Raw genomic sequence first — 20658 nt, forward strand, 5'->3', positions numbered from 1 at the left:
GATCCCAGGTGATCAGCCCGGGCAGTAACGACGGCTCGGCCATTGGCTTTGCAAGGGGGTATGAGGAACAGTGGCATGTAAGCCCGTCGGTCTTGCCAATCACCTCAAGTCACGACAAAAGCCCACCTTCGATGCTGACGGTGGGCTTGTTCCTTTCGAAGGCGTAGGCCGCCAGAGCAGCTGCTATGGCGCGGCTGACGGATCAACAACTTAGCTGGTCTCGTGCCACAGTGAGTGCGACTGGATTACGGTTGCGCCAATGTGGTTGCTCATGCATGTGGTTCATCTCCTTCCACATACAACCGCGGCCTGACCGCACAACTCGGGGGAACCGGAAATGTCGTTCGACGAACTTGATGAGGCGTACCTTAGAGGTGCCCCCTTCCCATCTTCGATGACGGATTTTGCTGGCCTGGCAGTCCTTGCCATTCTTGCCATCGGGGGACTCATTCTCTGGCTGTCATAGCCCATTGCAAACCCACCACCAAGCCTGCGTGCTCAACTTCTGTCGGCCGCGGGCTTTCTTCATCAGCGCGCGACCATCATAGGAATAGGGGCCAATCTACTGCTCCGGCGACGTTGTTCCACTTCCGTGTGAGCCATTTCCACTGGTAAATCAACCGCGGCGCTGCCGCTCACACCACGAGGAAGAACGGAAAATGACATTCAACATATGCTCGCGTCCCCTCGCGGCGCCTGGCCTGACAAGCTACCGATGCAGAAGTCCTTATGGGTGGATCATGATTGGGGCCGGCAACGATCACGATGCATTGGTTCAAGCCAGGCGAAGCAAGCCTGGAGCGAGGAGCGATGAATTGCAGATCTGGAATGGGCGCGAGTACGTCCCTTCCCAGTCGGCTCTAAGTGCCGCGGCCTTGTCGACAGAAATCCATCAAGGAAGAACGGAATGACCACGACACACCGACCACTTTCGCCTTTAGACCAGATTGAGTTCCTGGGCAACCCGACGGAACTACCGCTGCCCCCGTTTCCGGTTGGCACCGACGTGGAACTCAACCCCAATCGCATGCACCCGAGCGACCTGGCCTACTACCAGCGCTGTGCTATCAGATTCCTCGTGCGGACCACACGTCGGATCATCCGCGGCTTGCGGCGCCAGGGTTACCTCAAGGAGCCATTGAACTCGCCGCTGAGCAAGACCAGCCGGGAGCAAATCTTGGAGATCATTGCGATGATCCAGGCATCACACACCATGCAGATCGCTGGGTGGAAACCTCGTGGAATGCATGTCGTTGGTACCCTGGGTAACCAGTGCTACCTTCGCAACGGGCAGTGCCACAGCGGCGTTTCCTACGATGCTTTCATCCTGTTCCGCGCCCGCGTGCACGAACAAGACGTCGTCTACATCCACCCCGAGGCCATTATCAGCGGCAATGCCTTGCGCGCATCACAACGCCACATCAGTGGAGAATCCCAGCCCGATTGACCAACCCACCGCCCTGCGCATGACCTATGTCAGCGCGGGGCTTTTTCGTTGCTGCTGGCCGCGGCGGCGGTCGGCCCGGGTCGCAGCAATTCGAGTCCCACGTTGAGTCCCCTTGTTACGCATCTCCAAGGGCCGAGCGAACGCAAGCGCTTGGCTATATCAATTTCTGGAGATCGTTAATGAAACAGCTTTTCAATGTGATCCTTGCCTGGGGGCAAGACGACGAGGGCAACTATACGGCCACGGTAGCGGCCCCCACCGAGGGTGCTGCTGCACTCTTGGTCGCCGAAGAAATGGCCGAAAGCACGGATGCTCCCAAGTTCGACGACGATGCTGATCGCCAACAATGGATTGCGCGTCGCGCTGCCGATGTTGTGGACATTTATCCTACGGATGTCCAGCTCAGGCAGGATCTTGGTGCACAGTTCGCCGATGAACTGTACCCAGATGGTGTAGTTCGAGAAATCAATCTCGAAGAACTCGGCCGCATTCTCTCTGAGAATCGGGATCGCCTCTTGCTCAGCCACTGAAGCTCAGCCAGCCACCTCAGAAATTCCGAGGTGACTGTTCCTTGACTCCAATCTGACTGCTAGAATTCAATACTAGTATTGATACGCGATATGTATTCTTGACGAAAAAGGAGGAACATCCATGAAGAAACTCATTCTTGTTGCAATGATGTCGGGGTTTGCACTGTCGGCACACGCTGAGTGCAAGATCACTTCTGTCCGTAGTGACGAAATAGGTGCCATTTTCAAGAAATATGGCGGTTGGACCTTCTCGGAGGAGAAATTCAATCAGTTGTGCGCCAAACTGAAAAGCGCGAGGGCTCGCATTCAGATCGCCGGAATGGCATCGGTTTTGAACAACAATTCGATCGGTTGGGCCTCCCTCTCGGTTCTTGATTTCGATACCGGAGTCGCTAGCACCGACTTCAATTCCATGAGCACTCAGGTCAATGGCTTTGCAAGTCAAGACAAGGCTAACGAACTGATGGTGGCGGCCATCAATTCTGCTGCTGAGGATTGGAACGGAATTGACAAGGCACTTGCATCTCTGCAAGAGCAGCGCAAGAAGGCACGAGCCAATCTGAAGTAGTCATCGCACAGGGCTGGTATTGCCAGCCCACCCTGGACATGCACGACTATCTAGGGGTGCTCATAAAACCAAAACCCGGCTCTGAGAGCCGGGTTTTTCTATTGAAGCTAGTCGAATCAGAAGCCCATCGTGAACGACACGGCTGCAATATCGCGGGCGACACTGGTGCCGCTAGCGAATCGGTGTCCGTAGCCGATATTCACGCGGGTAGCCTTCACTGGGCCGGCGAACTGGATGCCGATCGCGGCTTCATTCCAGCGCTCGGTGGTGTCCTGGGCGATGGAGAACGAACCCAGGCCGATCACGTCACCGGCTACCGGATCGTTGTGCTTGGTCAGGCGCTGCACGTGCTTCAGGCCTGCCGTCACGATAGCTTTACCGCCCAGATTGATGCTTCCGTTCACGCCCACCGTGCCATAGATGTTGTTCTCGGCACGGCTGTTGAAGCGCACCGGAAACTGGCCGGTAGTCTCGGTGTAGCCACCAATTTTGGTCTTGAGATAGTCGACGCCGACATACGGCATGAAGGCTATGTTGCCACCGGCGACGAACACATAGCCCGCTTGGGCCGATGCGGCACGCTGGCCGATGCCGGTGTCGCCCTTGGATGACTCGAGCCCGGAACCGGTCAGGTAGGTACGGTTGATCGTGGCGTCGCCTTGCTGATAGGCGATTGCGGCGCGGGCGAAGACACCCTGGCGCAGGCGGTTGCCAAACTCGACGAAGGCGCCGACAGTATTGGCGTTGCTCTTCACGCTGTCGCTGTTGATATTCAGCTTGTAGTAGGGACCTTGGTAGCCGATGCCCGCGATCCAGTTCGAACTGAATCGATATGCGATGCTCAGATCTCCCAGCACGTTGTTGCCGTTGACCTTGCCAGCATTGCTGCTGTAGACCGCGCCGGTCGACACACAGATTCCATGCATGTCGAATGTTTCGCAACGCAGGCCGCCTTGTACGAAACCTTGCACCAATGCCTGCATCGCCTGGCCATACAAACTGGCGTTGTGAAGCGAGTCGCCCAAGTCCATTAGGCCGATGACGCCGACGCTGCCTTGACCACCGGCTCCTGCGCCCGCAATCGTTCCGATCGGGCCACCCGACGTACTGCCGGAGGTGCCACCAGGGGTGCCGCCGGAAGTGCCGGCGGCGCTGGGAGGCGTGACCGGAACGCTCGGAATGACCGGTTGTGCAATCGGGCCGTAGGTACGAGCGACGAACGGCTGGTTACGGCCGCTGAGCGTGCCGATGCCGTAGACGGTGTTGCCATCAGCGGATACCGCGTAGGCGTGGTTCAGGGAATTGCCAGGCAGCAGCGCATAGGTTGCATCGTTGGTGTGCAGCCAATCGATGAGCGATTGCAAGCCGGTTTCATGCGTCCAGCGGAAGCCGGTCAGTGCACCGCCAGTCATATCTGCATTGCCGACGACGACAGCGCCGTTGGCGGAAATACCCATGGCCTTCGAGAAGGCGCCGCCAGCCAGATAGCCCAGGCCCTTGATTCCCGTGACTTGTCGCCACAGGAATGCTTGTTGTGCGCCATTGCTGTCCCCGTACCCGGCAACGGCAGCACCGTCCGAGCTCACTGCCGTCGCGATAGAGTTGACTCCATCAGTGAAGTGGCCAAGGCTTTCGGGTGCGGCCGCTCCCACCCAGCGGACTGCCGCGGTGCTGCCGGTCAGGCCGTCTACGGCGCTGCCCACAGCAACAGTGCCATCGGCGGATATCGCATTCGCAGTACTGGTGGTGCCACCGTTGAGGTTGCCCAGGGCACGGACAGTGCTGTTGTTCACGTCCCATTCGACGGCGCTCAGATTGCCGCTCACCCCGTCCTTGGCTTCGCCTACGATCAGCAGGCCGTTGCCCGACACGCCTTTTGCCGCTGAATAGTTGCCGCCGTTGAGGTCAGCGAGGCGCACCATTCCGTTGGTGCTGTCCCAGCGATAGGCGGAGAAATTGATGCCAGCGCCGTCATTGGCCGACCCTACGATGACACTGGCGTCCGAACGCGCAGCACTCGCCAGCGATGAGGCGCCACCATTGAGCGAACCCAGATATCGCTTGCCTCCGAGCAATGTCCAGCGGTAGGCAGCCAGGATGCCCGTGCTTGTGTTTTTCTGGGTTCCGACCAGGGTCTGACCGTCCGACGAGCCGCCCATGGCCGGTGTGTAGTCCATGGTTGCGCCGCCGAGAGAGGGGGCATACACGTCCACGCCGGCGGCATTGGCACTCATGGCGTTCAGGGCGAAGTAGATCGCGGCGCCTAGCACCGTCAGCCGTGGCGCAACGTTGTTTTGGTGTCGACTGTGCATCAGTATTCCTCAAAGTTGGTTGCTGTTTGGGTCATTGGATACATAACACGTAGGCATAATACGTAGTATTTGTTTTGACATCAACTAGTATTGTGATGTGGCCTTCCAGTGTTGATGGCACGTGTTGCGCATCTCTTGAGGCTGGGTCTTTGCAAGTGGCCTTTTCTCAACTTCTCAGGAGATTCCGATGCTTCAAATTCCGAAAACCCTCGTCAACTTGCCTTCCAAGGCGTCGCTTCATGTCTCACAGAAGCGAAAGGATGCCGTCATCGGCGCCGCGGGTCGTGCCGTAGCCAATCAACCTCAAATCCCCGTCATCTAAGGAAGCGCCATGCAGAATCAGACCGTTCAGCAGGCACGTGAAGTACTGGCGCAAGCCGTTTCCCGATACCACATGGCCGACCGTCGATTGCGCCTCCACCACCAGGCATGGCGGGCGATGTCTGGATCGCTGACGGAAACGATCGAGCGATTTTGGGCGGCGGAACGCCAGATTCCCAATCCGGAGTGGATTCCTCAAGACTTGCGCAAGGAAGGGGAGTTCGCACTCAACCTGTGTGCACAAGCCAATGACAGGAAGGATAGGCTCATGCAGTATCGGCACCAGCAGCTCCGAGAGGCGTTCTTGGCGCTCGGCGCGTATTACGGCGCCCTGATGGCTGCTGACGTAGTGGGCAGCCTTCTCGCACGATTCAGTCGTCACCTGGAAGCGGCCCTTCAAGAGCGTGAACGGAACATCGACCGAGTTCGAGTCAAGTTGACATCCTTGATGGATCTCGAGTCTTTCGATCTGATGGTTTCCTGGGCGAAGGCCATGGGGTATAAGACTCCCAAGGCGTTCCTTTCGGATCTGTTGCTGGAGCTCGAAATGCGGCAGGGTAAGCGCGCCGCCGACATGAATGAGGCAATCCGCCTCGGCATCGTTTCCTCGTAACATCATCGCCCCACCACAGCAGCCGCCCCATCTCCCAGGGGCGGTTTTTTTTTATTGGTCGGAGTCGGACATCTCCACGCGTCAAGCTAACTTTTGGAGGTGTTCATGGGAGGTCTCGTATCCAACCACGCTTTGCGGGCCGTGAAGGCAATTGCCGGTGAACTAGATGACGGCTATCGTCATCGACCTGGCGAGATGCTTCGCTATATGCTCAGCCAGATCATGGTGACCTGGGGATTTGAGCCTTGGATGTCTGTGCCTGAAGCTGTGGGCGACAAAATCAAGGGGGCAATCTCCGCATACGATAAGGCGATTGCGGCAGAGGAGCCATTCTTTGACATCCTCGGCCCGCTATATCAGGAACTAGCCAGTCGTGGTGGAAAGCAAATCCTTTGTCAGTTCTTTACCCCTTGGTCGGTGGCCTCGATGATGGCACGCATGGTAGAGCCGCCTCAGAATCGGCAAGGGTCACCACGGTTACTTTCTACCTGTGACCCGACTTGTGGGAGTGGAGTGATGATGCTGGCTACGGCAAGCGCGATACTCAACACTCACGGTCCGGATGGACTTCGGGGATGGAGTTTCTACGGGTGCGACCTTGACCCGATCTGCTCAAGGATGATGGCTGTCCAGTTCTTGGCAAATTGCGCATCGCACCGGCTTGAGGTCGGAGAGGTCATAGTCTTCTGTGGGGATAGTCTGCGGGTAGACCATGAGAAGGTTTTGGTAGCGCATGCAACAGCTCCCGGTGTCCTCGTCGCCCCCTCAAATGCCACATTCCGGCAGGAGCTAATTGCCGACGCGGCGCGATCCTCTGGGGTTCTACCGGAGCGAGTCTTGTAACCACCCGTACCGGCCGCCCTCGATGAGGGCGGCTTCGTTTTCACTGTTCTGCATCTCCCTTCGTTGTAAAGACAATCCACACAGGAGAACCTCATGCAAAACCGTATCTACTATCATTCGACCACGTCGGCGAACCGCGCGAGCATTTCAGCGGATGGCCTCTTGGACCGCCGGGATCGGACTGGCTATGGCGCAGTGTTTCTTACGGATACACCGCCAAAGCCGCGGGCAGGGTTTGACGTGTGGCTGGTTGACGCGGCCGGCCTCAATCTCGAGCCTGATTGCACCGGTGATCCGGATGAAGGTAACTGGTTCATGTTCTACGGCTCCATCGGAGCGGACCGCCTTATTCTCGAGAAGATCCGCCTCAACGTTATGGCGACATCCAACACCTATCATGGAGCACAACTGTACCGAGTCGTGCATCAGGTTTCGGGAGAGGAAAGCGCTCTCTACACCCTTGAGGAAGCCATCGGCATCGTCCGTCTGGCGCAATTGGGCGAGCTTCGAGGGTCCTTCTTGGCAGGGGTGACAGTTTGATCGCCAACAGGCTTGAAGTACGCAGCACCACCGCGTTGTGGGCCGAGCAAACCTGAAGAGAGCAGCCGTCATTCTGGAGACGTTAGGCGCTCGCGAGACTGGGATTGTAGAATCGCTTCAGACCAAACCAGACCGACCACCCCGCTATGGGGTGGTCATTTTTTTGGCATTGCAGTAGTGTTGACTTGACTAATTCTACATGTTGGCTTGACGCCGCCTGTTTGACATCCCCACAAGTCAAGTCAACTCCAGGAGAAAGTTGTGAAGAAACTCGTTCAACTATTGTCTGTCGTTGCCGGTCTTGTCGTAGCTGGATCGGCTCACGCCGTTGATCTGACCGACACGGTGGGCATGGTGGCCCAGAACCGCCAAACGACGCTCGCCACGATCAACGGCCGCGATGCCCAGGTAGTCTATGTCGGGCAGTTTGGGGGCTGCGAGTCTGTCGCCGTCCTCTCATCCCGTGACCACTTCCAGCATTTTCGTGTCTGCGGTGGCCGGGTCGAGCCGCGCAATACGGTGGCGCCAAGGTGGCCGGATGACCAGAGCGGAAAACGCGTGCTCTCCGCGGTCGTTCAGAACGCCATCCTCTACGGACAAGCATCCCAAGGCGACGAGAACGGTTACTTGATCGCCGCGCGTACACTGGGTACCGTCGAAGCGTCCTGCAAGAATGTCGAGGTTGTTATCAGCTACGACGGTGACCTGGTCGATCGCGGCCTGAAGAAGATCTGCGGCAACCGCTGACCCTCAGCATAACAACCACACGCCCCGCCTAGGACATGTCCAGGCGGGGTTTTCTTATGGTCTGGCAGCACATCGTCTCGATTTCAGCATCGACGCCAAGGTTGTTGCAGTTCGGTGTAAGTCATCTCCAGGAGCCCATAAACAGCGGCATTTGCTGCGTATCTCACAAACAGGAACGGAAGATGACAACGACCTTGGTCTTCAACGGAAAGAAGTATGCCCATTTGCCCGGGAAGTACCTCGGTGACTGCAACGGGTTCTTCGAGAAGTCGAGCAACGGCGGCGTAAAGCTCTACAAGCCGAGCGGAGAACTCGATGCTTTCATCGTGAACAACGCGCAACAGGGCCAGTTCGTGGTAACCGCTGGTACGGCAAAAAGCGGGGTGCCGTTCTACATGTTCTCGACATCCTCGTTGACTGAAGAGTGGCTTAGCCTCGCCGACATGGGGTTGGCCGCGCAAACGGACGCAATCAAGGCTATGCGGTTTGTCGACGACAACGCCAAACTCAGCTGACGTGACCAATGCGCAAAGCATGCAGTGTAGGAAGCTGATCTAGGAAGTAATCTCTCGAGCCCCACTCATCTGTTCAAGATGGTGGGGTTTTTCCTTGCGCGCAGCCGTATCTGTTAGTGCAGAGCATTCAAGCGGGCTATGGCAAGCCAAGAACGCAGGTCGTCAGAGTTGATGCGCCCGGTGTTGGCGGCAAATCAAGGGGTTGCACAGCTCCGCGCCAGAGTTCAATATCGGCCGGTGCCACAGTTGGTGCGGCTGGTCTGCGTTCGCGCCAAAGTAGTAGCATCCGGCGAATTTCCGAACCCGTGAGATCCGCACCAGATAAGGCCTGTAGGCCAGGTGCGCGAACTCTGTCACCCAGTCGTCAGTATCGGCACTCTGGCGCCCCACCGGCGGCATTGGTTGTACTTGCGACACCTGGTTTACATCTCGACGTTCCGCATATCCGACTGCTATTCAACGCAACAAGGAGATTTGCCATGAATGAACGCGAAGATCGGAAAATGCCACAGGCCCATAGCGCATCTTTCGCAGGATCGACGCTGCAAGGTCCGCGCCGTAATCCGATGCAGGTCAGCTACTTCAATCCGTATAGGATCGGCGACGTTGTGCAGCTCGATGGGGAGGACTGGCAAGTCAAGCACGATACGCCAGGCTGGTACCTGACAAATACCGGTACCTGGAAGGGCGAGCATCCAACAATTCACCGCATCAACTCGATGAATGAGCTGATCCACCGCATCGAGCAAGCGCTTCTGGCCGTCCAGATCGACCGGAAACTGCCGGAAGCAACAGCCCGACAGGAACACCGCGAATCCGTCGGCTCCGACGCTTGACATGTAGCCGTCAACTCGCATCACCCGCCCGCCGTCTCTATCCCCTTGTGGAGATCGGCGGGCGTTTCTTTTGGGGTCGCTGAACGCCCGATTTTCCGAGGTTTCCCAACTACTCTAGCACCCTACGGGGGCGGGGCGGGGCGGGGGCCGGCGGGGAGGGTCGTGATCGATTTTAGGATCTTCCGTATGCCTGTTCGACATCTCTTGAGCGCAAGTCCAACCCAACCCTCAGGAGATCCAAATGCAAGATTCCCAATTCATCCTCTATTCCCCATCCGAAGCGGCAAACAGCGGCGCCGGCTTCTGGTCGGCAGAGGATGGCTGGACTCAGTTCGACAAAGCTACCCCCTATGGCGTGCACCTCCGTCAAGTGCTTCCATTCCCGAGGAGTGCCCATGGCGATGCAGGTTGGGTGCTTGTTGACAGCATCCTGTACTTATCCCTGGCAAGGGAGTTCTCGGTGGACGATGACTTGAGCCAGAAGCTCGACAAGCTCGACGACCGATACGGTGATCGAGTCATCGCGGCTCGTGCTGAGCTGTTCGATGGACTAGAGATCCAAGGCGTTCGCGAAGAGCATCAACCGGGTGATTCTGCCGGTAGCTGCGTGGAAGTCCGTAACGAAGCTCCGCAGAGCTACTCCGTTTACGTCCACTACAAGCCGGAAGGTGATCGTGGCGGCGTTGAATGCATCGGTGATTTCGGAGGCCATCCGAGAGCTGTTGCATACGCCCAAGAGCTATCCAAGCAATACGGATGGCCGGTCGCGGATTTCGTGCCCGAGGAAGCCCGGCTGCCTAGCAGGGCCTCTGGTTTTTCAGTGGGCCATCTCGCGGTGCGACCGATGTCCGGTCAGCGCCAAGTGTCAGCACAATTCTGATCGCAACGGGAGAGCTCGCATGAAAGCCAACGATCGAGTGGTATTCAACGCAGCCGTGATCCGCCGTTGTCGGCATGATCCCGACGTTGTCAACTTTGCCGGAGAAATTGATCGCCTCGAGGCGGCCGGCAAACTCGCTGTGATCAATGTCGATGGCGGGGGAAGCCGAACGGTTCCCGTAGCCAACCTGGCCAAGGTAACGCGACAGCACGGAATTGTCGATCCTACCAACTAGCAGCACACACGACGGCCGTCCACTTCCAAGTGGCGGCCGTTTTTCTTGGTCCCTGTGGGACATCTCCCTTCCGTATCGACATTCACTCAACCTGCGGGCGCATACGACTCCCGCAAGGGTCGTGGCGCTTGCTCATCAGGAGCAAAGAAATGGGAATTGCTGGCCAAACCATTGAGTTGTTTCGGCTCGAGGACCTGCTGATCTCGGTGGAAGAACGCATCGACATGGCCCTGGCCGCCGTTGTTGCGATGTTTGCAGGACATCACCCGGCTGTCATCGCCTTTAGTGGTGGCAAAGACAGCACTGTTGTCGCTGCACTTGTGCTGCATGGAGCGATCAAGGCAAAGTCTGCGGGATTTGATCCGCTCATCGTTGTCACCACTGGAGACACGATGGTCGAAAGCCCGGAGGTAACGTCGCACTACCGGGCAGAGATGGCCAAGATGCGTCGATTCGCCAAGGAGCATGGGATTCGCCTGTCCACGAAAGTCGTTCAACCTAACCTGTTGTCAACCTGGCAGTTGAAGGTGCTGACCGGCCGTGGGCTCCCGAGTTTTGCCGGGGCTCAAGGGGATTGCAGTCAGGATCTGAAGATCACCCCGCAACGGGTGTTTCGGCGCAGCCTGTTCCGGAAGTTGAAGGAGCAGAATCTACCTGCCCCAGTCACGTGTTTGGGGACTCGCTTTGAAGAAAGTGAACGACGTGCCTTGCACATGAAGGCAAGAGGGGAGAGAGCCGATGTACCAGTGAAGAACCGGGACGGCGATCTGGTGTTGAGCCCGATTGCGAACTGGTCGACCGATGACGTTTGGGAAGCCATCGCGCTTTATGGCGCTGGTCACTACCCATCGTTCTCGGACTTCGAGGAGACCAAGAGGATCTATGCACATTCGGCCGGTACTTCCTGCGCAGTTGTGGCTGATGCTATCTACGAGGGGGGCGAGAAGCGCCGGCAAGGGAAATGCGGAACGCGGACGGGGTGTTTCGTGTGCCAGATGAGCGAAGACAAGTCGCTGGAGAACATGGTCGCGTTCGATCCACGGTATGCGTATGCCAAGGGTTTGAACCGATTCAACCGGTTCATTCGAAACACGCGGTACGATTGGCGTTTGCGGCACTGGGTTGGCAGGACGATCAAGGCTGGCTACCTGAGTGTCCAGCCCGACACCTACCATCCCAAAATGCTCAGGGCGTTGACGAGGTTCATGCTCCAACTTGACTTTGACGAGGAGGTCCGAGCCACAGCGGCTGGTGAGGTGCCGAAGTTTAGGCTCCTGCCGCTGGATATGATGATCGCAGTGGACGCGATGCAGTCACTGAATGGCGTTGCAAAGCCCTTTGCCGTTTGGGCCGACTACCGCGACATCAGACAACTTGGCCGACGCTTTGACATCCCAGTGGTTCCGGAAGTCAAGAAGACGCCGATTCCCGACGCTCGGTTTCTGTACGTGGGCAAGGAATGGGACTCCACCGCGGAGAATTCAACCTGGACGGGCCTTCGCGACCCGCTCATTGAGTCGTTGACGGAAGGGGGTGGTTGCTCGCCCGAGCTTGTCGAGTTGAAGAACGGTCGGGTGGCTTGGGGCGTGGAAACTGAACGCACCTTCTCCATTGACCTTGAGAGCGCCATGATGATCGAGGAGTTCGAGATGGATCGTCTTCTTCAGATGCACGATACTGGTGTCATCGCCGGCGGGATCACGGCAGCTTATAAATGGTATTTTCACTACGGATGTCTGACCCTGTCCCACTCCCAGGGGGCCGAGCACGATGACGTTTGCCGGCGGACGGCCCATAAAGATCGATTGGGCTTGACGCTGGACTACGACATCGATCACCTGATCAGTCTTTCGGTCGGATTCGCTGACCTTCCCCCTGAGGCGCGAGCTGCTTGGGGAGCTAAAGCGACAACTGATTCGGCTCAGACAGACCTTCTCCTTGCTTAACCATACCCGGGACGCTGCTTTCGCAGTCTCCCGGGTTTTCCTTTTCCGCTTCCTCGTAGCCGTCCTCCTTCGTCAAGTCCTTGGCCGATCGGCCGCGAATCACCAGCCTGGCACTCTTCACGAGTCCGGGCTATGCTCGCCCCATCGCTGGACGCTCAGCTCACGGCGGCTGCAGATCTCCGTCGGCGGTTACTTACGGCTGTGCCTCATCACGATTTGCCAGTTCAACCCAAACAGTGAGGATGTACATCAAAATGACGGAAGCTCAGAAGCTCGAAAATCGCACGTACCAAACCGCTGAGGGACACCGGGTAGAAGTCTCGAATGTGGGGGAAGAGGTCGAATTCTTCCCGCAGGGAGGCGGACTCCACCAAAGAATGAAACGGACGGAATTTGATATGAAATTCGCACCGGCTCTGGAGCCGCAGCAGTTCGCACTGGTCAGTGTCACGGGCGACTGGTTCGACGATGGAGTATCACTGCCGGCATACAGCAATGGTCTTCGCTGGAATAGGTGGGTGATGCCGCACTTTACGCGTGAAGCTGCGATGCGTCTGACTACGTTGATGGACTCCGTGCGTTATGACGAAGCGCGGGACGCCTTTGTGGCGCGTGTGGATGGCGAAGATGACTACGTGTTCACGTCTGTCGTGATCCGAGTGAACGACAACGAAGAAGTCACCTACCCGATCGGGGCCGGTTGTTGGTGCTGGGAGAACGCTGAACCAGCCGCCGACTAGCGAGACTCAGTCGTAACGATTCATCCAGGAGCCCCGAAATTTCGGGGCTCTTTTCTATTGAACGGAGCAGGGCTACTGCTCAGGCCAAGGGCGAGACCGGGCCTGTGTCGTACTCATCTTACTCTTCTTGTGGCGAGTTCGACTCGGGAGCGACCACCTTCATGAAGATTCTCGTCGCCGTGTTCGCCAGAACAGCGCGAACGACAGCGGGATCGACAAAGCGCAGACCTGCAGTATCGGTTGCGGCCGTCAGGAACGCGACTTTTCGGACGATCGACTGACCGGTCTCAAGTTGGACCGCCTCGACTGCCGTGTCCCGATCGAGAAGCTGTCGCGCAACGAAATCGTATTGACGAAAGATCCGCAGGCTCCCCGCCCGAGCGACCAGAGCCGGGACAATAGCCTCTCTGGCATCCTGGGCGATTAGCATTGTCGTCGCGCATTCGTGAGGCATCAGTTCCGTGAGCATTTCCAGGAACCACGGATCTCGGGCGTACGCGTGAATCTCGTCGGCGACAAGGAGGATTTCGCGGAGGTCCGGTTTCTGGAATCCGAGTTGTTTGAGGGTGGCCGAGAAGCGTGGCTTGTTCGACGCAAGCCCATCCCAGGTCAACAAGAAGAGTTTCGAATAGCCTTTGCGGAGCCGGATCTGTCCATCTGGGAGCACGACGCATTCAGTTCCGCCTAGTGTCCTGACGAGAGCCTCATACTCGGCAAGCGGGGAGATGATCAGCACTGGCCGCTGCGCGGCAAGGGCCTCTACGATGCGTTGCTTCGCATAGATGCCCTTTCCCGAGCCCGTGCATCCTGCAATCAGCTCTGACTGGCGGACAACTGGCTCTAGGTTGGCCCGTGCTGCAAGTAGATTCCAGTTCGCCCGCGGGATACCTTCTTCGTAAGCGCGAAATTGACCCCACCTAGTATTTGCGGCTGAGAGTGGGCAGGCTTGCGTCCGCAACCACTATTTGCGGACGCAATCATGATGGAAGCCGAGTTTGACGTTCCGCCGCTGAGGGTGATCCGTATTCGCTCCAACGGAAAGCGGGACTTTGACCGAAGGGACAAGCGCCGACTGGTCGAGGCATGTCTGCGGCCTGGGGTATCGGTAGCCGGGATGGCTCTCAAGCTCGGCATCAATACGAACCAGTTGCGCAAGTGGATTCGGCTGCACCAGGTCGCAAATGAAGCCGCCGCGGCCACAGGGTCTACGTTGCCGGCGTTCGTGCCGGTCGTCGAGGTGAGCGACGTGATGCGTGTCACGGAACCGCCGGTGGTGCGTGGAAGTCCGCCGGCCGAGGCGCCTGCTCGCACGCAACCATCGCAACGCCCATCTCTGACACCAGCGCTACTGAGGGCGCGGCTACCCAACGGCGTGACGCTCGAACTTGAATGCGGCGGGCAGGACGTTACGCTTGTGAAGGCGATGATCGAAGCGTTGGGAGTGCGTTGATGTTCCGATTCGGCGCCGACGTGCAGGTCTACCTTCACCGCAATGCCGTGGATTTCCGCCTCGGGATCAATGGATTGGTTGCGCTGGTCGAGCAGTCGATGCAGCTTGATCCCTTTGCCCGCGCCGTCTATGCCTTCCATAACCGCCGGCGCAACCGCGTCAAGCTGTTGCTGTGGGACCGCAACGGGTTCTGGTTGCTGCTCAAGCGCCTGGAGGAAGACCGCTTCGCGTGGCCACGGCGTCAGCAAACAGTGATCGAGCTGACAACCGAGCAGTTGCACTGGCTGCTGGACGGTATCGATGTGGACGCCGTGCAGCGCCACCCGTCACGCCAATATCAGCACACGGCTTGATTGCTGTTCGGGGTGACGTATACCTATCTGCGTGGTAGCTGCGCTATCGTGTCCAGCATGAACGAACACGACTTCTCGGGATTGCCGCCGGCGGCCCAAGCCTATATCCGCGAGCTCGAAGCGCGGGCTGCCACTAACGCCCAGCACATCGCCGAGCTGACCGAGCGCATCAAGCTCCTCGAAGAGCAGTTCCGCCTCGCACAGTCCAAACGCTTCGCACCGAGCAGCGAGAAGCTCAAGGACCGCGTGTTCGATGAAGCCGAGCAGATGGCTGCCACGGCTCTGCCTGATGACGAGGATGACGCATTCGCGCTTCCGGACACGGGATTGCCGGAACCTGACAGGTCTGCAGGCCGAAAACGCGGCCGCAAGCCGCTACCGGCAGAGCTGCCGCGCCAGCGCATCGAGTACGACCTGACCGAAGACCAGAAGATCTGCCCATGCTGTCAGGGATCGATGCACCGCATGGGCGAGGAAGTCAGCGAGCAGTTGCACATCGAAGCAAAGGTCTCGGTACTGCAGCACGTACGCTTCAAATACGCGTGTCGGCACTGCGATCGCAATGCCGAGCGCACGCCGGTGTTGACCGCGCCGATGCCAGCCCAACCCCTGCCGGGCAGCAACGCAAGCCCGGCGATGCTGGCGACGGTGACCATCGGCAAATACGTTGACGGCACACCGCTGTACCGCATGGAAGATGCGCTGGGGCGCGCTGGGATTGCGGTTGGCCGTGGCACGCTGGCGAACTGGATCATTCGCCCTGCGCAATTGCACTACAGCCGTCTGTACGAGGCGCTACGCCGCACGCTGCTGTCGCAGCCACTGATCCATGCCGATGAGACGACGGTGCAGGTGCTCAAGGAGGAAGGCAAGGCCGCGCAGAGCAAATCGTATATGTGGGTGTATCGCAGCGCGGAGGATTGCGAGCATCCGGTGGTGCTATTCGACTACCGGCCGGGGCGCGGACAAGAGTATCCGCGGGCGTTCCTCGCCGGCTACGAGGGCATGCTGATGACCGATGGCTACAGTGCCTGGCGTACCCTCGAAGACGTCACGCACTTCGGCTGCCTGGCGCACTCAAGGAGGATGTTCGTTGATGCGCAAAAGGGTCAGAAGAAGCCCAGCGCTCGAGTGGGAAAGGCCCTCGAGTACTTCAAGGCCCTGTATCAGGTCGAAGCGCTCGCCAAGGAGGATCTGCCCAACGGCGAAACACGCGCCAACTACACGTACCGGCTGCGTCAGCAACACAGCGTACCGTTACTGAAAGCCTTCAAGGCGTGGCTGGATGAGCAGGCGCCGCAGGTACTGCCGGAAAGCCTGCTGGGCAAGGCCATCGCCTACGCGCGCAATCAGTGGGAATACCTGAGTCGATACGCTATCGATGGACGGGCGCCGGTGGACAACAACGCGGTGGAACGTGACATTCGGCCATTCTGCACAGGCCGAAAGGCGTGGCTCTTCGCAGACACCGTGGCCGGCGCCAAGGCAAGCGCCATGATCTATAGCCTGATGCTGACGTGCCGGGCCTGTGACGTCGAGCCATATGCCTATATGCTCCACGTGCTCACAGAGTTGCCACAGCGAACGCCAGACGCCGACATCAGCGACCTGTTGCCGTTCAACTTCGCCCCGCCGAAAGCCGCCCCGCCGCATCCTGCCTGAATACGCTCGTCGCACTCAAGGTGTGCCGAAACTGGCGCTTACCCTTCTTCGGCAGCGATGGCCACGAGACCTTCGCTTGTTGAGAGTTTGACGCCGAAAGTCTCGGTGAGATGCTTGACCAGGCGCGACGCACGCACCTTGTAGGCTTCAATGCCCATAAGTTACCTCTTGAACGGTTGGCCTTCGAGATCTCGCAATTGTCGACGCCAGTTCAAGGGAAGTAGGCATCAGAAGGGTGCTGCGCTGTTTTCACCATCCCTGATCACAGGGGCGAGCGGCGGGAGACAGTAAACCTTGTCGTTTGATGATAACAATACACGCGCAGTATGTCTACGTGATATTGGGTGTCCTTGTTCCTTCTGATACAGCGTGGTGTGAAACATCTCCTCTTCGCATGTTCAACTGACAGGAGATCTAACGTGAGGATTAGCCAGTATGGAAGTGTCGGCGAGATCGCCGAAGTTCGCGCGACTCGCACGCATGCCAATGGAAGGCAAGAGCGGTTTCTACTCTACATGGCGATCGCTCCCGACATGGTGATGTCCGGAGGCAGGCTTTATCCTGGTGCCGCCATGACTGCTCGGGGGGATCGCTTGAAACTGACCGATTTCGAGCGAGAATATCTCGAATACTGCTTGAACGAAGGCGGTGTGCTTTCGGCGACGACCGAGAAGGGGGCCGCGTCTGACCGTGAGCCGATCTTCGGCTTCGAGGTCGTAAGGGTGGGCTGTCGGGCGATTTCACATCACTCGAGTCCGGTTCGTCCTCAGCGAGGACCCCATTTTCCACGAGCTCGCCGCAAGCACTAGACTCCCAATGTCCTCAACCCTACTTCTCAGTAACTAAAACGGAGGGAACCATGTTCGAAAGCGCCGCGCAACCAGCAGATCAAATCCAACCTGGCCAACCGACTCCGGCCGACGGTGAGGATGACTTCCTTGCAGGCATCCAGCCACAAGAGAACGCCTGCCCGATCGACGGTAGCTGCGAGTCCTGCCAATAGGCTCGTATATCTACAAACCCAGACACCCCGCCAACTTCCGGCGGGGTTTTTCTTTGCCCCATCGCTTCATCTCTTCTGTGGCGCATACCCAGAGGCAAGGCGAATGCAAGTTGTCTCGCCATGGTCAACCTCAGGAGAGCGAACATGAACACCGATGTTATGGAAGCGTCAAAGTTTGTCGCGGCTAAGCTGCCTGTCGATCGCAGTCTCATCAATTCCTATCGATTGCTCAGCATGATCGAACTCGTAGAAGTGCTGCGCGCACCGGACGGTCAACGCACACTGTGGCAATTGCTTGTCGACGCCGGAGCGGACATTGATCACATCGTTTATCGCGATGTCGCCGACGATCGCCCCGGCGGGCGTGAACCGGCGCTCCAATTCCGAGTGGACACTTCGAAGCTGAAGGGCTTCCTGGTGATCGAGGACGCTCCGGTTGAGCGTGGATTCCGATTGCTGATCCAGGACGAGAAGGCCGCGGTGCTGAAGACGGCCGTAGCGTGCGTCTTCCTCAGGCACTTGCCGGAGAAGATCTCTTCGCTCATCGACGACGGAACACGACGTTGGAATGAGGCTGTTGGCCGCCTCATCATTAAGGAGTAACACACCCCCCATCAAGCTCATGAGGCTGATGGGGGTTTTTACTTTGTCGCGTGCTTTATCTCCCGACGTACAAACAACGTTAGGAGTCGACATGAATCCGGTCTTATCGCTTCATCGCCCCATCAACGGCCGTCTTGCTATCCGTCGTACCGGAGGAGACATGTTCGTGCTGGTGGGATTGTTGTATCTCCCTTCGGCCTTTCCAGTAGTGGAGGGAGCCGGCTATCTTGCCATGATCCACGGCACCGAACTGGAGATCGCGGATCAGCCGATCGACAGGGGCTTACCCGAGGACATCGAAGGATTCGGAATTGAAGCGGCGCTGCGGTCGAGTCTGTGGCCCGCCACGCAGGTTCCTGGAACCCTTATCGTTCGCTTCATCAAGGCTTTCGACGCTGCTAACGGCTGGGTGGTGTTCGGCCCGAGTCAAGTACCGCTGTTGCCGCCGTCGGCGTTCCACCGCGACCATGCGTGGCTCGATGTTCGCTCTGGCTCGCTCGCAGCGATTTCTGCTCCGGCCGAGGTCAACGGTTCCACGTGCTCACAGATCTTGTCCAACTTTGTGGTTTGGCCGGACTCGGATGGTGTGCTGTACAGCCTACCGACTACGGAATCCGCGTGGCGATCAGTCTATGTGCGGCATACAACACTCGTGGCTAGCCTTGGTGCCGGCGAGTTGTCGGAGCAACAATTCATCGATATGGTTCGAGGGGACGCTGAACTGTTCCACATCCGGTCCCTATCCATCGACCGTGATTACGCTCGCTACCTTGCGCGACTGCGAGATCTTGGGGGGATTCTGGAGATCGGGACCGGCAACGGCTGAAGAACACGAACGCCGTGAAAAGCTGGCGAGCCAGGCCATCACGGAAGCCCTCCTGGCCGCCTAGTGGACTAACCTACCACCCCCGCACGATCGCTGCGGGGGTTTTTCTTTGTTCCTGTGAGCCATCCCCCCTATGTAAGGCTTTCTGACTCAAGGAGATCAACATGAATCACCAGCTCGCGAAGTACGAGAACTGCCTGGATTGCCCAAATCATGAGGTCATCAATGACCCCGATCCGCACGACTCGTTCTGTGATGATGACAAAGCCATCGTCTGCAAGCTATTGCCGAACAATCGCCTCGACCTGAATTCGGGGTATTTGGCCGACAGGAATCCTCACAAGATCGTGGCGCCGAGCATTCGCCCGTACAACCTGCGGAAAGAGGGGGGTAGCCCGGTATGGTGCCCCTTGAAGCAAGGTCCCTCGTCGGAGAAAGCCTGACCCTGAACGTCCCCGTTCAGAAGGAGGGGAAGAACGCCGCCAGGCTAGAATTGGTACACAAGGAGCAATTCATGACGCAGTTCACAACGGCAGTTCAGATCGGCGATTTCCTGAAGTCCCAAGGACTCGATCAGGCATCTACGGGCGGGGGGTGCTCCGGATGGTTCCTGGAAATCCAAGGGCGGGACGGAGTTTGGCAGATCCTGATCACTGATTGGGATAGCGATACCGATCAGATTCAACTCGGGCGAAAGATTGGTATAGGGCTGTATCCACCAGGCGGTTTTGGCGGCCTCGAGGATAGGTTCGAGATCATCGAGAGCGCCGAGTTGCTTCCGGACGCTCTGGAGCGCTTCAGGAAAGCCGGCGAGGAGAAGTTTGGCGCCGGCCCGATCCGCAAACGCTGAAGGCTACTCTCACTTAACCTTCCACCCCCCCGGCATCCTGCCGGGGGTTTTTACCTTTTCCTGTGTGACATCTCCCGGGGCTACGTTCAACCCTCTCAGGAGATTCAAATGCATCAAAAAGTCATCGATTTTCAACTGGGCAAGTCCGGCCAAAACCTGCTGTGCAAGAAACTGATCGAGATCTCTGGTGTTCGCCTTCTGGTTGACATCAAAGTAGATTCTTCGGTTGAGGCTCAAAGCTGGGCGAAGATCAGTCGCTGGGATGGCCAGCAATGGCAACTCGTGTACTCGCTCAATTACACGGACATGCCGGTTGACTTCAAAGTCGCGTATCGAGCTGGTCCGCCGCAGGAGCTCGCGGTAGCCCCTTTGGTCGACCGTCTCGTTAAGGTGGCAAGGCAGATCGCCGTTCCCGGCGCCGGCCTGGCCGACTATCTGAACCAGGTTCTTGTCGTGCACGGCCTCACCGACGAAGAGAAGCGACATCTTGACAGTCCGGACCCAACGCCTTCACGCGCACGCCTGACCTTGAACAACGGCCAGAGCTTGCTCGTTGAGGGGCCATTCGAAATGGTAGGCGACCGCCTGAAGGTTTGGACGCCCATGGACAAGGAGACCTTTGCGCTGCTTCAACCCGGTTTGATCGCCAAGATCAGCTTCTCGGAATAGACTCGGCAACCTCCTTTTTACCCTGCGCCCCCGCCCCGGCACCATGCCGGGGTTTTCCATTTCTGTGTGTGCCATCTCCCGTAGCAAAGTCTATCAACCCAGGAGATCCACATGTCCTCACGTAAGTCTGCCGGCGAACTCTATGTCTATGAATTCAATGGATGCCGCC

24 protein-coding genes are annotated in these 20658 nt (G+C 58.0%); 22 read left to right on the top strand and 2 right to left on the bottom strand.

Going from position 1 to position 20658, the window contains the following annotated elements:
* Positions 1 to 907 precede the first annotated feature (907 nt).
* From ACREYQ_RS32720 to ACREYQ_RS32730, 3 genes are all read left to right on the top strand, one after another.
* Positions 908 to 1447, top strand: a complete 540-nt coding sequence (locus ACREYQ_RS32720; protein ID WP_432263119.1) for a hypothetical protein — start codon at positions 908 to 910, stop codon at positions 1445 to 1447.
* A gap of 179 nt (positions 1448 to 1626) precedes the next feature.
* Entirely contained in the window at positions 1627 to 1977 is a 351-nt protein-coding gene (locus ACREYQ_RS32725) for a hypothetical protein (protein WP_432263120.1), read from the top strand.
* A 121-nt stretch (positions 1978 to 2098) separates the two neighbouring features.
* Positions 2099 to 2545 (top strand): hypothetical protein, encoded by a 447-nt coding sequence (locus ACREYQ_RS32730; RefSeq protein WP_432263121.1) that lies wholly within the window; start codon positions 2099 to 2101, stop codon positions 2543 to 2545.
* A 116-nt stretch (positions 2546 to 2661) separates the two neighbouring features.
* Here ACREYQ_RS32730 and ACREYQ_RS32735 read toward each other — a convergent pair whose 3' ends face one another.
* Positions 2662 to 4857 (bottom strand): autotransporter domain-containing protein, encoded by a 2196-nt coding sequence (locus ACREYQ_RS32735; RefSeq protein ID WP_432263122.1) that lies wholly within the window; start codon positions 4855 to 4857, stop codon positions 2662 to 2664.
* A 187-nt stretch (positions 4858 to 5044) separates the two neighbouring features.
* Here ACREYQ_RS32735 and ACREYQ_RS32740 point away from each other — a divergent pair, with 187 nt between their 5' ends.
* The 11 genes from ACREYQ_RS32740 (at position 5045) to ACREYQ_RS32790 (ending at position 13073) form a co-directional block, all read left to right on the top strand.
* The gene (locus ACREYQ_RS32740) at positions 5045 to 5179 is read left to right on the top strand and encodes a hypothetical protein (RefSeq protein WP_432263123.1); all 135 of its coding nucleotides are present in this window, start codon (positions 5045 to 5047) and stop codon (positions 5177 to 5179) included.
* Positions 5180 to 5188: 9 nt separating this feature from the next.
* Positions 5189 to 5791 (top strand): hypothetical protein, encoded by a 603-nt coding sequence (locus ACREYQ_RS32745; RefSeq protein WP_432263124.1) that lies wholly within the window; start codon positions 5189 to 5191, stop codon positions 5789 to 5791.
* Positions 5792 to 6040: 249 nt separating this feature from the next.
* Entirely contained in the window at positions 6041 to 6634 is a 594-nt protein-coding gene (locus ACREYQ_RS32750) for an N-6 DNA methylase (protein ID WP_432263416.1), read from the top strand.
* Between the two features lie 93 nt (positions 6635 to 6727).
* Complete coding sequence (locus ACREYQ_RS32755; protein WP_432263125.1) at positions 6728 to 7174, top strand: hypothetical protein; 447 nt, start codon at positions 6728 to 6730, stop codon at positions 7172 to 7174.
* A 261-nt stretch (positions 7175 to 7435) separates the two neighbouring features.
* Positions 7436 to 7921 carry a hypothetical protein gene (locus ACREYQ_RS32760; protein WP_432263126.1) on the top strand — a complete coding sequence of 162 codons (486 nt, stop codon included), beginning with the start codon at positions 7436 to 7438 and terminating at the stop codon, positions 7919 to 7921.
* Between the two features lie 182 nt (positions 7922 to 8103).
* Positions 8104 to 8436, top strand: a complete 333-nt coding sequence (locus ACREYQ_RS32765; protein WP_432263127.1) for a hypothetical protein — start codon at positions 8104 to 8106, stop codon at positions 8434 to 8436.
* A 479-nt stretch (positions 8437 to 8915) separates the two neighbouring features.
* Positions 8916 to 9272, top strand: coding sequence for a hypothetical protein (locus ACREYQ_RS32770; protein ID WP_432263128.1), 357 nt, complete (start codon positions 8916 to 8918; stop codon positions 9270 to 9272).
* 241 nt (positions 9273 to 9513) lie between these two features.
* The gene (locus ACREYQ_RS32775; RefSeq protein WP_432263129.1) at positions 9514 to 10152 is read left to right on the top strand and encodes a hypothetical protein; all 639 of its coding nucleotides are present in this window, start codon (positions 9514 to 9516) and stop codon (positions 10150 to 10152) included.
* A 19-nt stretch (positions 10153 to 10171) separates the two neighbouring features.
* Positions 10172 to 10387, top strand: coding sequence for a hypothetical protein (locus ACREYQ_RS32780; RefSeq protein ID WP_432263130.1), 216 nt, complete (start codon positions 10172 to 10174; stop codon positions 10385 to 10387).
* A 149-nt stretch (positions 10388 to 10536) separates the two neighbouring features.
* Positions 10537 to 12333, top strand: a complete 1797-nt coding sequence (locus tag ACREYQ_RS32785) for a phosphoadenosine phosphosulfate reductase family protein (RefSeq protein WP_432263131.1) — start codon at positions 10537 to 10539, stop codon at positions 12331 to 12333.
* Between the two features lie 254 nt (positions 12334 to 12587).
* Positions 12588 to 13073: a hypothetical protein gene (locus tag ACREYQ_RS32790; protein ID WP_432263132.1), complete on the top strand. Its 486-nt coding sequence runs from the start codon at positions 12588 to 12590 to the stop codon at positions 13071 to 13073.
* A 118-nt stretch (positions 13074 to 13191) separates the two neighbouring features.
* On the opposite strand, the gene ACREYQ_RS32795 is transcribed toward ACREYQ_RS32790, so the two are convergent.
* The gene (locus tag ACREYQ_RS32795; RefSeq protein ID WP_432263133.1) at positions 13192 to 13809 is read right to left on the bottom strand and encodes a hypothetical protein; all 618 of its coding nucleotides are present in this window, start codon (positions 13807 to 13809) and stop codon (positions 13192 to 13194) included.
* A 243-nt stretch (positions 13810 to 14052) separates the two neighbouring features.
* Here ACREYQ_RS32795 and tnpA point away from each other — a divergent pair, with 243 nt between their 5' ends.
* The 8 genes from tnpA to ACREYQ_RS32835 all read left to right on the top strand — a co-directional run bounded on the left by tnpA (position 14053) and on the right by ACREYQ_RS32835 (position 20489).
* The gene (tnpA, locus tag ACREYQ_RS32800; RefSeq protein ID WP_432258356.1) at positions 14053 to 14523 is read left to right on the top strand and encodes an IS66-like element accessory protein TnpA; all 471 of its coding nucleotides are present in this window, start codon (positions 14053 to 14055) and stop codon (positions 14521 to 14523) included.
* Positions 14523 to 14876, top strand: coding sequence for an IS66 family insertion sequence element accessory protein TnpB (gene tnpB, locus ACREYQ_RS32805; protein ID WP_006163467.1), 354 nt, complete (start codon positions 14523 to 14525; stop codon positions 14874 to 14876). Before tnpA ends, tnpB begins: the two co-directional genes overlap by 1 nt.
* A gap of 57 nt (positions 14877 to 14933) precedes the next feature.
* Positions 14934 to 16538 (top strand): IS66 family transposase, encoded by a 1605-nt coding sequence (gene tnpC, locus ACREYQ_RS32810; RefSeq protein ID WP_432258355.1) that lies wholly within the window; start codon positions 14934 to 14936, stop codon positions 16536 to 16538.
* Positions 16539 to 17685: 1147 nt separating this feature from the next.
* Positions 17686 to 18144: a hypothetical protein gene (locus ACREYQ_RS32815; protein WP_432263134.1), complete on the top strand. Its 459-nt coding sequence runs from the start codon at positions 17686 to 17688 to the stop codon at positions 18142 to 18144.
* A 91-nt stretch (positions 18145 to 18235) separates the two neighbouring features.
* Entirely contained in the window at positions 18236 to 18970 is a 735-nt protein-coding gene (locus tag ACREYQ_RS32820; protein ID WP_432263135.1) for a hypothetical protein, read from the top strand.
* A gap of 164 nt (positions 18971 to 19134) precedes the next feature.
* A complete protein-coding gene (locus ACREYQ_RS32825; protein WP_432263136.1) occupies positions 19135 to 19413 on the top strand; it encodes a hypothetical protein in 279 nt (92 codons plus the stop codon).
* 71 nt (positions 19414 to 19484) lie between these two features.
* Entirely contained in the window at positions 19485 to 19820 is a 336-nt protein-coding gene (locus ACREYQ_RS32830; RefSeq protein ID WP_432263137.1) for a hypothetical protein, read from the top strand.
* Between the two features lie 108 nt (positions 19821 to 19928).
* Complete coding sequence (locus ACREYQ_RS32835; RefSeq protein ID WP_432263138.1) at positions 19929 to 20489, top strand: hypothetical protein; 561 nt, start codon at positions 19929 to 19931, stop codon at positions 20487 to 20489.
* Positions 20490 to 20658 lie beyond the last annotated feature (169 nt).

The sequence above is a fragment of the Cupriavidus sp. TMH.W2 genome, assembly GCF_050847365.1.
GTDB lineage: Bacteria > Pseudomonadota > Gammaproteobacteria > Burkholderiales > Burkholderiaceae > Cupriavidus.

Excerpts from the sequence above, each read along its gene's own strand:
- ACREYQ_RS32820 (WP_432263135.1), top strand. The coding sequence starts at position 18,236 with ATGAATCCGGTCTTATCGCTTCATCGCCCCATCAACGGCCGTCTTGCT.
- ACREYQ_RS32825 (WP_432263136.1), top strand. The coding sequence starts at position 19,135 with ATGAATCACCAGCTCGCGAAGTACGAGAACTGCCTGGATTGCCCAAAT.
- tnpC (WP_432258355.1), top strand. The coding sequence starts at position 14,934 with ATGAACGAACACGACTTCTCGGGATTGCCGCCGGCGGCCCAAGCCTAT.
- ACREYQ_RS32765 (WP_432263127.1), top strand. The coding sequence starts at position 8,104 with ATGACAACGACCTTGGTCTTCAACGGAAAGAAGTATGCCCATTTGCCC.
- tnpB (WP_006163467.1), top strand. The coding sequence starts at position 14,523 with ATGTTCCGATTCGGCGCCGACGTGCAGGTCTACCTTCACCGCAATGCC.
- ACREYQ_RS32745 (WP_432263124.1), top strand. The coding sequence starts at position 5,189 with ATGCAGAATCAGACCGTTCAGCAGGCACGTGAAGTACTGGCGCAAGCC.
- ACREYQ_RS32770 (WP_432263128.1), top strand. The coding sequence starts at position 8,916 with ATGAATGAACGCGAAGATCGGAAAATGCCACAGGCCCATAGCGCATCT.
- ACREYQ_RS32730 (WP_432263121.1), top strand. The coding sequence starts at position 2,099 with ATGAAGAAACTCATTCTTGTTGCAATGATGTCGGGGTTTGCACTGTCG.
- ACREYQ_RS32780 (WP_432263130.1), top strand. The coding sequence starts at position 10,172 with ATGAAAGCCAACGATCGAGTGGTATTCAACGCAGCCGTGATCCGCCGT.
- ACREYQ_RS32815 (WP_432263134.1), top strand. The coding sequence starts at position 17,686 with ATGAACACCGATGTTATGGAAGCGTCAAAGTTTGTCGCGGCTAAGCTG.
- ACREYQ_RS32790 (WP_432263132.1), top strand. The coding sequence starts at position 12,588 with ATGACGGAAGCTCAGAAGCTCGAAAATCGCACGTACCAAACCGCTGAG.
- ACREYQ_RS32830 (WP_432263137.1), top strand. The coding sequence starts at position 19,485 with ATGACGCAGTTCACAACGGCAGTTCAGATCGGCGATTTCCTGAAGTCC.
- ACREYQ_RS32735 (WP_432263122.1), bottom strand. The coding sequence starts at position 4,857 with ATGCACAGTCGACACCAAAACAACGTTGCGCCACGGCTGACGGTGCTA.
- ACREYQ_RS32775 (WP_432263129.1), top strand. The coding sequence starts at position 9,514 with ATGCAAGATTCCCAATTCATCCTCTATTCCCCATCCGAAGCGGCAAAC.
- ACREYQ_RS32720 (WP_432263119.1), top strand. The coding sequence starts at position 908 with ATGACCACGACACACCGACCACTTTCGCCTTTAGACCAGATTGAGTTC.
- ACREYQ_RS32725 (WP_432263120.1), top strand. The coding sequence starts at position 1,627 with ATGAAACAGCTTTTCAATGTGATCCTTGCCTGGGGGCAAGACGACGAG.
- ACREYQ_RS32740 (WP_432263123.1), top strand. The coding sequence starts at position 5,045 with ATGCTTCAAATTCCGAAAACCCTCGTCAACTTGCCTTCCAAGGCGTCG.
- ACREYQ_RS32755 (WP_432263125.1), top strand. The coding sequence starts at position 6,728 with ATGCAAAACCGTATCTACTATCATTCGACCACGTCGGCGAACCGCGCG.
- ACREYQ_RS32750 (WP_432263416.1), top strand. The coding sequence starts at position 6,041 with ATGTCTGTGCCTGAAGCTGTGGGCGACAAAATCAAGGGGGCAATCTCC.
- ACREYQ_RS32835 (WP_432263138.1), top strand. The coding sequence starts at position 19,929 with ATGCATCAAAAAGTCATCGATTTTCAACTGGGCAAGTCCGGCCAAAAC.
- tnpA (WP_432258356.1), top strand. The coding sequence starts at position 14,053 with ATGATGGAAGCCGAGTTTGACGTTCCGCCGCTGAGGGTGATCCGTATT.
- ACREYQ_RS32785 (WP_432263131.1), top strand. The coding sequence starts at position 10,537 with ATGGGAATTGCTGGCCAAACCATTGAGTTGTTTCGGCTCGAGGACCTG.